The organism is Streptomyces sp. NPDC047061 (assembly GCF_040643955.1).
GTDB lineage: Bacteria > Actinomycetota > Actinomycetes > Streptomycetales > Streptomycetaceae > Streptomyces.
The window spans coordinates 92,868-105,040 of the sequence record NZ_JBEYVI010000026.1 but is presented as its reverse complement, the minus strand read 5'-3'; the positions used below and the strand labels follow the sequence as shown (position 1 = coordinate 105,040).

The window sequence follows — 12,173 nt, the reverse complement described above, 5'->3', positions numbered from 1 at the left end:
GGAGACGCGACCACGCTGGGTGACATGAACCAGAAATCCCTCCCGCACGTCACCACCCCGACAGGCCTCTTCACGGTTCAGCTGTCCGCGACTCGAAGAGGTGCTCGACTGGCGCGGTTGCTCACGGAACGCCAACTCGACGACTGGGGGATGCCGTCCAGGGAGGAGGCGGCGCAGGTCGTGGCCGAGCTGGCGTCCAACGCGGTGCTGCACGGACGCGTGGCGGGACGGGACTTCCGGCTGGGGCTGCGGCTGTACCCCGACCGCACCCTCCGTATCGAGGTGACCGACGCCCGGGGCGACCGCGTCCCGCGCCGCCACGATCCGGCGGCCGACGACGCGGAATCGGGGCGCGGGTTGCTGATCGTGACGGCGTACGCGGACCGTTGGGGCGTGGACGAGGCGCCCGCCGGTTGCAAGGTCGTCTGGGCGGAGCTGTGGGCACCGGGTCGTGGTGGCCCGTGATCCGGCCGTTCCCGACGCCAAAGACCAAAGAACCGGGGAAAGAACCCAACCCGCCCCTACCGTCCCCGGCGATCACCCGCCGGAGTGAATATGCCGAACTCGGCTGGCGTGGAGGGGCAGTTGTGCGGCAGCGTCTGCGGCGACAAGTCCAGACATACTTCGGCCCCCGCCGGGACTGCCATCCCACTGCGAGGGCCTGATCATCAAGGAAGAGAAGACCTTCCCCATGACTGACAAGCACCCTAGCGCGCCCGCGCCCGCGAAGACCCGGCATTCCCACTCCGGCGTCACCCAGGTGAAGGAACGCCTCGAAGGCAACTTCACCGTGATCAGCAACGAACTGCTCCAGCACCCGGAGTTGTCCTCCACGGCGAGGGGCATCGGGAGCTACATCCAGTCGCTGCCCGAGGGCACCCCGGTCGGCATCAAGGCGCTCGCCGAGCAGTTGCCCGAGGGCGAGATCAGGATCGCCGCGGCCCTGCGCGAGCTGGAGCGGTACGGGTTCCATCTGCGGACCAAGGAACGGCTGCCGTCGGGCCAGGTCGTGACCCGGACGTTCTCGTACAACAGGCCGCGCCCGGCGGTCGTCGAAGCCGCCCGGGCCCCCGAACCGAAGCCGAAGGCTCCCGTCCCGCCGAGGGCCCCGCGGGCTCCCCGCGGGGCCGCCGACCTGCTCGCAGGGCTTCGCACGTACGACTCCCGCCTGCTGCTCAGTGAGCGGGACGTGGTCCGGCTGGCACCGGCCGTCTCCGAGTGGCTGGAGCGCGGCGTGCCGCCCACAGCGGTCGCACGCGTGCTCACGACCGACCTGCCCCGGGATCCGATCAAGCACCCGGCAGCCTTCCTCGCCCACCGCCTCACCAGCCAGTTGCCGCCCCACCTCCCGGCTCCGGCTCCGGCAGCGCGGGACGCGTCCGCACCGCTGCGCCCGGCTCCGCTCCAGACGTGCGAGGGCTGCGAGCGGGCGTTCCGGTCGGCCCGTCCCGGCCGCTGCCGCGACTGCCGGGCGAGGTCTCAGAGAGCTGCCTGACCGGCGATGCGCACCTCACGAAAGCGAAAGGGAGACTTCTCGATGACCTACACGTACAGGCCCACCGCCAAGGCGCGCATCTTCGCAGGCCACGACGACCTTGCCCGCTGCCCGGGGCTGTCCCTCATGGCGATGGGCGTCGGTTTCCACCTCAGGACGCTGCCCGAGGGCGCCCCCACGAGCGTCCAGGCGCTGGCGGGGCAGCTCGGAGACAGCGAGTTCGAGATCGCCGCCGCCCTCCAGGAACTGCGGGACCACGGCTTCCTGCCCAAGGCCTGACGGCCGGCGCGCTTCCGCAAGCCTTCGTGGCCTCCAGGGCGGTGTGCGCCGCGCGCCCGCGCGAGCTCGAACGTATCGTGGATGCCTGGGAGCAGAGGCCGGGCCGTGTAGGGCTGCCATCTTTCCGCTCGCCTGAGCGAACCCCCACCCATCCCCCGACCTGGCCGAAAGATGGCCACTACGGACCACACAACCCACACTTCGCATACCTAACTGCACCCTGAACGGACCGTTCCCGGTCGATTACAGTGCTGAGCGCTGTATGTACGGACGGTGCCCGAGGAGGTCATGGTGGTGAGTGCGACGTTGGGTGCCGTCTGGGGCCGGGTCGAGCAACAGGACTTCCGGAGCAGGGTGCGGGGGACGCTGCTGGGCGGTGCCGTGGGGGACGCGCTCGGCGGGCCCGTCGACGGGCTGACGCTGGAGGAGATACGGGCGGCCTACGGGCCCGAGGGGCTCGTCGACCTCGGGTTCGGGTACGGGCGGCGCGGGACCGTCACCCATCACACGCAGCTCACCCTCTTCACCGTGGACGGGTTGATAAGAGCCCAGGTGCGGAGGGACACGGGGGCCTGGCATCCGCCCACCGACCTGCATCGGGCGTATCTGCGGTGGGCGGCCACGCAGCGGGACTGGGGGCCGGACGTGCGGCGGCCGGAGGACGGCTGGCTGGCGCGGGAGGAGTGGCTGTACGCCCGGCGGGAGCCGACGCGGGCGCTGCTGCTGGGCCTCGGCGACGAGAGGATGGGGACGCTGGAGGCGCCGAAGAACCCCGATGACATGGGGCCCGAGGCGGTCGCCAGGTCCGCGCCGTTCGGGCTGCTCGTCGGCTGGGAGCCGCAGCTCGTCGTCCAGCTCGCCGTGGAGTGCGCCGCGCAGACGCACGGCCATCCGACCGCCTGTCTGTCGGCGGGCGCGTACGCGGTGATCGTGCACGCGCTGGCCCGCGGCGACTCGCTGGACGGTTCCGTCCAGCGGGCGCTGGCCCTGCTCGCCGCCCGGCCGGGACACCAGCCCGTGTCGGACGCGTTGCAGCACGCGCTCGGAGCCGTACGGCAGGGGCTGCCCTCCCCGGCCCGGGTCGAGGAGCTGACCGGGGACGGGGCGGCGGACGGGATGCTGGCCGCGGCCGTGTACTGCGCGCTCGTGGGGGAGGACGTACGGCACGGCCTCTGTCTCGCCGTCAACCAGGCCGGGCCCTCCGCCGTCGCCGGTGCCCTCACCGGCGGCCTCCTCGGCGCCCAGTACGGCGAGACGGCCCTCCCGCCGGCCTGGGTGGCCGAACTTGAGGGCCGTCAGACCATCCTCGAACTCGCCGACGACTTCGCGATGGAGATGACCCAGGGACCGGCCCTGCACAGCCCGGTGGGCGCGTCACCGGGGTGGCTCGCCCGGTATCCGCGCTAGGGCGACCTGCCGGGCGTCCGGCCGCGACCTCGTGGTGCGGGCCACGGTCACCTGCTCGTATCGTGAAAAGACAGCGCACGGCTTGGCGAGCAGGAAGATCATGGCAGACCCGGCGGTCGACTACGCGGCGGTGTTCCAGGCCCTTCCAGGGGCCGCGGCACTGGTGACTCCGCAGCTGATCTTCGCGGACGCCAACGCGGAGTTCGTGCGTCTGCGGGGCCTGCCCCGCGAGCAGGTGATCGGTCGCTTCCTGCCCGAGGACAATCCCGAGAACCAGTCCGCCGAGCCTCTTCTGCTCAGGGTCCTGGCGTCGCTGCGCCGGGCGGTGGCCACCGGTGAGCGCAGTGACGTGGCGCTGCAACGCTTCGACACGGCGGACCCCGACCAGCCCGGGGTATGGCACGAGCGGTACTTCAACGTGAGCAACATTCCCGTGTTCGGAGCCGACGGGCGGGTGACGCTGCTGCTGCACCGGCTGGAGGACGTCACCGAACTCATCCGCGCCCGTGAAGTCGCGCTGACCCTGCAGGAAGCCATGCTGCCCACCCCTCGCCCGGTCGGCCGGCACCCGGCGGCCGTCCGCTACCGGCCCGCCGCCGAAGCCCTCAACGTGGCCGGCGACTGGTACGACCTCGTCGACCTGCCCGGCGACCGCATCGCCGTCGCCGTCGGCGACGTCGTCGGCCACGGCCTGCCCGCGGCCGGCGTCATGGGACAACTGCGCAGCGCCCTCACCGCCGCCTCCCTCGTCCCCGAAGGCCCCGCCCGCGCCCTGGAGGTCCTCGGGCAGTACGCCCGCACCGTCGACGGCGCCGAGAACACCACCGTGGCCACGGCGTTCGTCGACTGGGAGAGCGAGACCATCACCTACAGCAGCGCCGGCCACCCCCCACCCGTACTCGTGCAGCCGGACGGGACCGTCGAGTTCCTGGACCGGGCCACCGACCCACCACTGGCCGCCCGCCCTCAACACGGCCCCCGGACCCAGGCCGTCACGGCCTTCCGCGAGGACGCGGTCCTCGTGCTCTACACCGACGGCCTGATCGAACGCCGCGGCGAGGACATCGACAAGGGCCTCGCCCGGCTCGCGGACTCCCTGGCCCGCCACCAGGCCGACGCATGCGAAGCGCTCGCCGACGCCGTGCTCACCGACCTGCTCCCACCCGGCGACGCCACCGACGACACCGCCCTGGTCATCGTCCGCCTGTGAACCAGGCCCGCCGCCTTCGTGCGCCGGCCCCACCGCGCGCGGCAGCGACATGTACTGACGATCACGATGGCGGATCGAACGGCGGATCTCCGGTGCGGGGAGCTCGACCGAGCTCCCCGCACCGGACGGCCGGTCAGTCCTTGGCCGGTGCCCCCAGGGTGTCGCCGCTGCCCGCTTGGGCGGGGACCGGGACGGCCGCCGCCGCGCTGTCCCCGTCCGTGTTCACGCTCTCGATGATCGCGAGGCGTTCCGGGGTGTCCTCCGGCTTCAGGAAGCCGATGAGGATGTAGAGGACCAGGGAGACGGCGAGGGGGACCGAGACCTGGTACTGGAGGGGGACGCCGCCGTCGACGTTCCAGTTGATCGGGTAGTTGACCAGCCAGAAGGCCAGCAGGCCCGCCGCCCAGCTGGTGAGGGCCGCCGTCGGGCCGGAGCGGCGGAACGGGCGGAGCAGGCCGAGCATCATCGGGATGGCGATCGGGCCCATCAGGCCGGCCACCCACTTGATGACCACGGTGATGATGTCCTTGAAGGTGGGGGAGTTGATCTGGGTGGCCACCGTCATGGACAGGCCCAGGAAGACGACCGTCGTGACGCGTGCCGCGATCAGGCCCGAGCGTTCGTTCCACGCCCGCGCCCGCTGCGAGACGACCGGGGCCACGTCACGGGTGAAGACGGCCGCGATCGCGTTGGCGTCGGAGGAGCACATCGCCATCGTGTGCGAGAAGAAGCCGACGATCACCAGGCCCAGCAGGCCGTGCGGGAGGAGCTGTTCGGTCATCAGGCCGTAGGAGTCGGAGCCGTCCGGCTTCTGGGCGTGCACCAGGAGCGGCGACATCCACATGGGGAAGAACAGGACGACCGGCCAGACCAGCCAGAGGGCGGCGGAGAGGCGGGCGCTGCGCTCGGCCTCCTTCGGGCCGGCCGTGGCCATGTAGCGCTGGGCCTGGTTGAGCATGCCGCCGTTGTACTCGAAGAGCTTGATGAAGAGGAAGGCGAGCAGGAACACCGTGCCGTAGGGGCCGACGAGCGGCTTGCCGTGGCCGTGCAGGGCCGGCTGGTCCCAGGCGTCGAAGAAGCCGATGCCCTTGTCGTTCAGCTTCAGGACGACGGCGACGAACATCGAGATGCCGGCCAGGAGCTGGATGACGAACTGGCCGAGTTCGGTGAGCGCGTCCGCCCACAGGCCGCCGATCGTGCAGTAGACCGCCGTGATCGCGCCGGTGATGAAGATGCCCTGGTTGAGGGAGACCCCGGTGAACACCGACAGCAGGGTGGCGATCGCCGCCCACTTCGCGGCCACGTCCACGATCTTCAGCAGCATGCCGGACCAGGCCAGGGCCTGCTGGGTGGAGAGGTTGTAGCGGTTCTTCAGGTACTCGAGCGGGGACGCCACGTGCAGGCGGGAGCGCAGGCGGTTGACGCGCGGGGCGAAGAGTTTCGAGCCGATCGCGATGCCGAGCGCGATCGGGAAGGACCAGGTGACGAAGGACGTCACGCCGTAGGTGTAGGCGATGCCCGCGTACCCGGTGAACATCACCGCGCTGTAGCCCGACATGTGGTGCGAGATGCCGGACAGCCACCAGGGCATCTTGCCGCCCGCGGTGAAGAAGTCACTGACGTTGTCCACGCGTTTGTGCGACCAGACGCCGATCGCGACCATCACACCGAAGTAGCCGATGAGCACGGCCCAGTCGAGCCCGTTCATGCGCCCCCCTTCCAGGGTCCGCCTACTGAACTCCGCTCAGCTGGTTGGCACTTCGCATAAGCGGAGCGGGGACGGGGAAGGCCGCGAAGTGCCCGCTCATCGTGGGTTCCGTTACGTGGGCACGACAAGCGGGCGTAGGGTCAAGGGAAAGTAAAATCGTTCGTCTTCCTGACCTTGGTTCATGAGTGTGAATGAATGGGCGGACCCGGATCGGCCCCTAGCGCATCAGCTCCCCCGCGTTGACCAGCAGCGACTGCCCCGTGATGGCCCGCGCCCGGTCCGACGCCAGGAACACCGCCGCGTCCGCCACGTCCCCGTCCGTCGCCAGCTCCGGCAGCGCCATCCGCCCGGTCAGCCGGCCCAGCACCTCGTCCTCCGGCACCCCTTCCGTGTGCGCGGTGAACTGGACGTACGCCTGCACCGGCGGCCCCCACATCCAGCCCGGCAGCACCGTGTTGACCCGGATCCGGTACGGCCCCAGCTCCCGCGCCAGCGAGTACATCGCGCTGGTCAGCGCCCCCTTGGAGGCGGCGTACGCGGCCTGCTTCACCTGTGAGGGCGCGGCGACGGCGGACTGGGTGCCGATGAGGACGACCGAGCCGCCGCCCGCCGCCTTCAGCCCCGGCAGGCACGCCCGGGTCATCCGCAGCGTCCCGAGCAGGTTCACGTCGATGACCGAGGCCCAGGTCGCGAAGTCGGCGTCCTCGACCCCGCCGAAGTAGGAGTCCCAGGCGGCGACATGGACCACCGCGTCGATACCGCCGAACCGCTCCCGGGCCAGCCCCGCCAGCGCCTCGCACTGGCCCTCGTCGGTGATGTCGGTGGGCAGGTGCGCGGTCCGGGTGCCCCCCGGGTCGATGTCGGCCGCGCTCTTCGCGAGGTTCGCCTCGGTCCGCGCGCCGAGCACGGCGTTCCCGCCGTCCCGTACGACGGCCGCCGCGACCTGGTGCCCGAGCCCGGCGCCGACTCCCGAGACGACGACGGTCTTGCCCGCGAGCAGCGACATGGAAGCCTCCTGAACCCTGGCGCTTTATCTGACGGAGCGTCAGAGTATGGGCGACCACCGGAAAGGGGAACCGCATGAGCGACGACACCCGCAGCGAGCGGATCCGGAGCGAGGACACCCGCAGTGACGTCTACGCCGAACTCGCCGCCGTGGGCCCGTACGGCGTCCGCCCGGGCCACGCCCTCATCACCATGGTCGAACCGCACCCCGGGCACGAGTACGCCTACAACCGCTGGTACGAGGACGACCACTACTACGCGGGCGCGATGGCCATGCCCTGGATGTACGCCGGGCGCCGCTGGGTCGCCACCCGCGACCTGCAACTCCTGCGCTACCCCGAGAAGTCGGCCGTCGCCCAGCCGGTGACCGCGGGCTGCTACATCTCCACCTACTGGATCACCGACGGCCGCTACGCCGACCACATGAAGTGGACCGTCGCCATCAACAAGCGGCTGAACCGGGACGCCCGGGTGTACCAGGACCGGACCCACGTCTTCACGGCGTTCCAGGACCACGAGGCCACCGTGTACCGGGACGGGGCCGCCGGCCCGCGCGACTTCCACGCCCTCGACCACCCCTACGCGGGGCTGGTGGTCGAGGTCGTCGACAGCGAGTCGGCCGAGCAGCGGGCGGAACTCGTGGAGTGGTTGCGCGGACGGCACCTGCCGAAGAGGCTCGCGGGATCCCCGACGGCGATGGTCACGGTGTTCCGCCCGACACCGCTGCCCGGCGACCGGATGACGTACGTGAAGCAGGTGGAGGGCGTCGACACCCGGCTGACGCTGCTGTGGTTCCTGGAGGCGGACCCCAGGGAGTGCTGGGACGCCCGTTTCACCGGCCTGGACGAGCAGATCGCCGAGTCGGGGCTGGGCAGGGTGGAGCTGGTGGCGCCGTTCATACCGACCGTGCCCGGGACGGACCGCTACGCGAACGAACTGCGGTGAGGCGGGTCACTCCGCCTCACCGGGGGACGTGCCGGTGTCGTGCAGGGAGCGGCTGATCTCGTCGAGCCTGTCGAGCCCCGCCTGGACGGCCTCCAGCTCCTGTTCGAGGAAGGTGAGATCGGCGGTGCCGATGGCGGCGTCACCGGCGGCGTGGAGGGAGACCAGCAGGGAACCCCGGTCGGCGGCGGCCTCCAGACGCAGCACGGTCGACTCCAGCGTGGCCATCAGGACCTCGCGCAGCCCCGCCAGGCGTTCCAGGGAGGCGGCCCGTTCCCCGATCGCGCGGGCGGAGGTCTCCTTGGCCTCCCGCACCGCTCCCCGCGGCAGTGTCCCGGCCTCCGCCTCCAGTCGGCGCTGGTCGCCGCGCAGGGCCTCGTGGTCGGTGCCCTCGGCGGCGGCGTCGATGACCCGGACCGCCTCGGCCCGGGCCCGCAGCTCGTCGGCCGCGCCCCGGACGAAGACGACGGCCGCGGTGAGGGCCTCGGTCAGGGTGGAGTCGGTGCTGTCGTGCCGGTGGCGGTCCAGCTTGCCGGCGGCGGCCGAGGCACGCTCCAGCCAGCGCCGCGCGTCGGCAGGGGGCTCGGTCCCGCCGGGGCCGTTCCCCTTCCGTCCGGAGCCGGACCCGGGCAGCCGTCCGGACCCGGCTCCGGGGCGGCCGGTCGCGCGGTCGGTGACCAGCTGGGTCGTCCAGACCAGCAGGCCGATGCCGGCACCGGCGGGCAGGGCCGCGGCGGGCCCGGCTCCTGCCAGGTGGGCGGCCAGGGCGCCCGCCGCGCCCAGCAGCGTGGCCGTGGCCGCGGCCGGGAGGTGTCTGCCGTTCACCGTGTGCTCACCACCTCTCGTGTCGTCGCGAGGGCCCGGCGAGGGCCCGGCAGGAACTAGAAGTTGCTGATGACGGAGACCATCACCTTGTCGATGACGGCGGGATCGCGGGCGTCGTACGACGTGGCCTTGGTCGCCGCGGAGATCTTGCTGAGGGTGTCGAAATCAGCCTGGTCGCTGAAGGCGACGGTGAAGACGCGCACCGAGCGCTCCAGATGGGTGGCGTCGATGTCCTTCAGCAGGGCGCCGAGGTCGTTGTCGGCCGGGTACTCGTTCTTGCCGTCGGTCAGCACCACCACCGCGTTGATCCGGTTGGTGTCGAGGTCGGCCAGGGCCGCCTGCTGGGCGGCACGCACCGTGGTGTACAGGGCCGTGCCGCCGTCGGCGCTCAACCCGTTGATGGCGGCGGTGAGTTGACTCCTGTTCTCCCGGACCGGCTGCGGCGGCAGGATCTGCTGGTACGGCTTGGGATGCTCGTCGGTCCCGGTGGAGAACGCCCACAGCCCGACCTCGTCGTCCGGGTGGAACTGGCCGAGGGCGTTCACGGCCGCCTTCTTCGCGGCCTCCAGCCGGCTCTGCACGCCTCCGGCGGACTGGTTCATGGAGCCGGAGACGTCCATCACCAGCAGCACCCGGGCCTTCTTGCGCAGCTCGTCCCAGCTGTCGAGGACCGCGCCGAGCACGGCCGGGGCGGGCGGGTCGATGAGGGACAGCTGCTGCCTGCCCTGGTCGGGCAGGCTCACCGAGGCGGCCAGTTCGCGCCCGGCGTTGCCCTCGTGGTCACGGAAGCCGAAGTGCTGGAAGCGGCGCTGCTGCGCGGGTTCGAGCAGGAAGGCGCGGAAGTCGGCGGCCGCGGCCCGCTGTTCCTTGCCCGCCGAGGGCAGCACCACGAAGGGATGGTCGAGCATCAGGGTGCCGTCCGCCGGGTGTATGGCCACCAGCGGCACCTTCGGTTTGCGCCCCTTGCCGAGCTTCGCCACGTCGCCGGTGGGGCTGCCCTGGTTGTACAGGTAGACGAGCTGCTCCTGGACGGCGACCGCGCTGGTGTAGGACAGCGACTGGCCCTCGGCGTCGGCCTCGGCGAGGTTGGCCATGTAGGCGGTCGCGTCGGAGGCGTAGTGCAGCACACCGGACTCCACTCCCGCCACGAACGCCCTGGTCTTCGGGTCCTTGACCTGGTCGAGGGTGAGGTCGCTGGAGTTGCCGGTGGCGGCGTAGAAGGCGGCCACGGTCGCGGCCAGGCCCGAGGTGGAGGTGTGCGGGTTGTCCTTGCCCAGGGAGAAGCGGCCCCACTCGGGATGGCCGAGCGAGCCCCAGCCCTTCTTGGTCAGCGACAGCACCTCCCGCCAGCCGATCTTCTTCTTCGGCCAGCCGAGCGCCTCGGCCATCGGCCGGGGCATGGCGATGGCCAGCGGGCTGGTGGCCAGGGATACGGGCTTGTCCCCGGTGAGGACGGTACGGTCCGACGCGGTTCCCTTCCGGGTGAGCAGCGTCAGCCACAGCGACGAGGTCGGCGTCCACACCTGCGGCTCGGGCGCGCCGTCGCGTTTCTCGTCCCAGCCCTTCGCCAGCGCGTCCATCGCGACGCCCGAACTCGTCTCCGACACCGACACCCGGGCGCACCGGCCGTCCGCCAGCTCACGACCCGCGGCGTTGTACTTCGCGGCCAGCTCGGCGAGCAGATCCCCCTTCTCGGTGGAGGAGTCGACCTCCAGTCGGACGTCGCAGTCCGGACCGGAACCCTGGACGTGCAGAACCACCAGGACGGTGGCCAGTATCGCCACCAGTCCCATTCCTGTGGCCACGAGAAGCGGCAGGCTGCGCACTCCCGGTCGGCCTGTGCGTCTGTTCATCGGTCTCCCCGTGATCGCACACCATCGGGCAGCGCGGGACGCAACGGCGAAGGAATGAGCGGCCTTCTCCAAGTCCCCTGTCATCAAAGGCACTTGCCCGTCCTGTGCATGACTGACGCACGAGAACGCAGCACCGGTTGCGGGGGCCGGGACGGCCGCCTTTCCGGATGGCCGAGTTCGGACATCCGGGGCGGTGACTTCCCGCAGTACGGGCCGGTTTTCCAGCCCGTGGTGGCGGTGGACGGGGGCCGTGTCCCCATACAGAAATGACCGACGCAACCGCAGCGACGACGACCGTTCCTGCCGTTCCGGCGCGCGACCGCACCACCTGGGCGGAACTCTTCTTCGACCTGGTCCTCGCGTTCGGCGTGGGCCAGGTCGCCCACCCGGTGACGGTGCACCCGAGCTGGCCGGTGCTGGGCGAATGCCTGCTCGTACTGGTCCCGCTCTGGTGGGCCTGGGTGGACGTGGTCATGGCGATGAACGCCGTGCTCGAGACCAACCTGCAACGGGTGTTCCTGCTGCTGACCGCGCTCGCCGTCTACGGCATGGCGGTGGCCGCCCCGCTCGCCCTGGCCGACCGGGAGGCGGCCCTGCTCTACTCCGGAAGCTACCTCGCCCTGCGCCTGCTGATCGGGGAGGCGATCCGCAAGGAGTGCGCCCTCTACACCATCCACCCCTACCGGGCCGGACTCGCCTTCGCCCTGGTCCTGTTCGCCTGCGCCACCGTGCCGGCGCCGTGGCGCGAGGTCTGCTGGGCCTTCGCCGTCGTCGCCGAGATCGTCGCGCCCGTCGTACTCAGCGGCCACCTGCGCCAGTTGGCGTTCGGCGTCAACCATCTGCCCGAGCGCTTCGGCCTGTTCGTCATGATCGCCCTCGGGGAGAACGTCTTCGCCGTCGGCGCCGGGGCCGCCACCGGCCCGTTCGCCCCGGTCGAACTGATCGCCCTCGTCCTCGCCTTCCTGGTCGGCTGCGCCCTGTGGTGGCTCTACTTCCACCTGGTGGCCTCGGCCGTCGCCCACGCCCTGCGCACCCACCCGACCCCGTCCGTCGTCGTCCGCGACGTGCTCAGCTACGGCCATCTGGTCCTGGTCGTCGGGCTGTTGCTGGTCTCCGTCGGCGCCACCCGCACCGTCCGCTCCCCCCTGCACACCCCGGACGCGCTGAGCGCCGCCCTGCTGCCCTCCGGCGCCGCCCTCTTCATGCTCGCGTTCTGCTACACCCGGCGCCGCATGTTCGGCGCCGCGTCCGCCACCCGGTTCTACGGCGGCCTCGTCCTGCTCGCCCTCGCCCTGCCGTTCTGGCGACTCCCGGGCGTGGCCACACTCGCCGTCACCACCGTGCTGCTCCTGCTGGTCAACGCGGTCGAGCACTGGCTGATCAGCTCCGGGCGACAGGTCCCGCTGGTGCTGCGGAACCGGGCGTTCGGGACGACGTGACGTAGTAGGC

Annotated in this window: 11 protein-coding genes; 7 read left to right on the top strand and 4 right to left on the bottom strand. The window is 71.3% G+C overall.

All coding sequences use genetic code 11. The annotated features are described in order from the left end of the window. Positions 1-24 precede the first annotated feature (24 nt). From ABZ887_RS31510 to ABZ887_RS31490, 5 genes are all read left to right on the top strand, one after another. Positions 25-465, top strand: coding sequence for an ATP-binding protein (locus tag ABZ887_RS31510; RefSeq protein WP_361296591.1), 441 nt, complete (start codon positions 25-27; stop codon positions 463-465). Between the two features lie 226 nt (positions 466-691). Beyond that, complete coding sequence (locus ABZ887_RS31505; RefSeq protein ID WP_361296588.1) at positions 692-1,495, top strand: helix-turn-helix domain-containing protein; 804 nt, start codon at positions 692-694, stop codon at positions 1,493-1,495. A 42-nt stretch (positions 1,496-1,537) separates the two neighbouring features. Next, a complete protein-coding gene (locus tag ABZ887_RS31500; RefSeq protein ID WP_361296585.1) occupies positions 1,538-1,774 on the top strand; it encodes a hypothetical protein in 237 nt (78 codons plus the stop codon). 294 nt (positions 1,775-2,068) lie between these two features. Continuing rightward, positions 2,069-3,181: an ADP-ribosylglycohydrolase family protein gene (locus tag ABZ887_RS31495; protein ID WP_361296582.1), complete on the top strand. Its 1,113-nt coding sequence runs from the start codon at positions 2,069-2,071 to the stop codon at positions 3,179-3,181. Between the two features lie 100 nt (positions 3,182-3,281). Beyond that, positions 3,282-4,391 (top strand): SpoIIE family protein phosphatase, encoded by a 1,110-nt coding sequence (locus ABZ887_RS31490; protein WP_361296579.1) that lies wholly within the window; start codon positions 3,282-3,284, stop codon positions 4,389-4,391. 133 nt (positions 4,392-4,524) lie between these two features. Here the strand turns inward: ABZ887_RS31490 and ABZ887_RS31485 are convergent, their stop codons facing one another. Next, positions 4,525-6,099, bottom strand: a complete 1,575-nt coding sequence (locus ABZ887_RS31485; RefSeq protein WP_361296576.1) for a sodium:solute symporter family protein — start codon at positions 6,097-6,099, stop codon at positions 4,525-4,527. Positions 6,100-6,316: 217 nt separating this feature from the next. Beyond that, the gene (locus tag ABZ887_RS31480; protein WP_361296573.1) at positions 6,317-7,105 is read right to left on the bottom strand and encodes an SDR family oxidoreductase; all 789 of its coding nucleotides are present in this window, start codon (positions 7,103-7,105) and stop codon (positions 6,317-6,319) included. A 74-nt stretch (positions 7,106-7,179) separates the two neighbouring features. Here ABZ887_RS31480 and ABZ887_RS31475 point away from each other — a divergent pair, with 74 nt between their 5' ends. Next, complete coding sequence (locus ABZ887_RS31475; RefSeq protein WP_361296570.1) at positions 7,180-8,049, top strand: hypothetical protein; 870 nt, start codon at positions 7,180-7,182, stop codon at positions 8,047-8,049. 6 nt (positions 8,050-8,055) lie between these two features. On the opposite strand, the gene ABZ887_RS31470 is transcribed toward ABZ887_RS31475, so the two are convergent. Then, positions 8,056-8,871, bottom strand: coding sequence for a hypothetical protein (locus ABZ887_RS31470; RefSeq protein WP_361296567.1), 816 nt, complete (start codon positions 8,869-8,871; stop codon positions 8,056-8,058). A gap of 56 nt (positions 8,872-8,927) precedes the next feature. Beyond that, the gene (locus tag ABZ887_RS31465) at positions 8,928-10,655 is read right to left on the bottom strand and encodes an extracellular solute-binding protein (protein WP_361296564.1); all 1,728 of its coding nucleotides are present in this window, start codon (positions 10,653-10,655) and stop codon (positions 8,928-8,930) included. A 335-nt stretch (positions 10,656-10,990) separates the two neighbouring features. Here ABZ887_RS31465 and ABZ887_RS31460 point away from each other — a divergent pair, with 335 nt between their 5' ends. Next, the gene (locus ABZ887_RS31460) at positions 10,991-12,163 is read left to right on the top strand and encodes a low temperature requirement protein A (RefSeq protein ID WP_361296561.1); all 1,173 of its coding nucleotides are present in this window, start codon (positions 10,991-10,993) and stop codon (positions 12,161-12,163) included. The last annotated feature ends 10 nt before the right edge of the window (positions 12,164-12,173 follow it).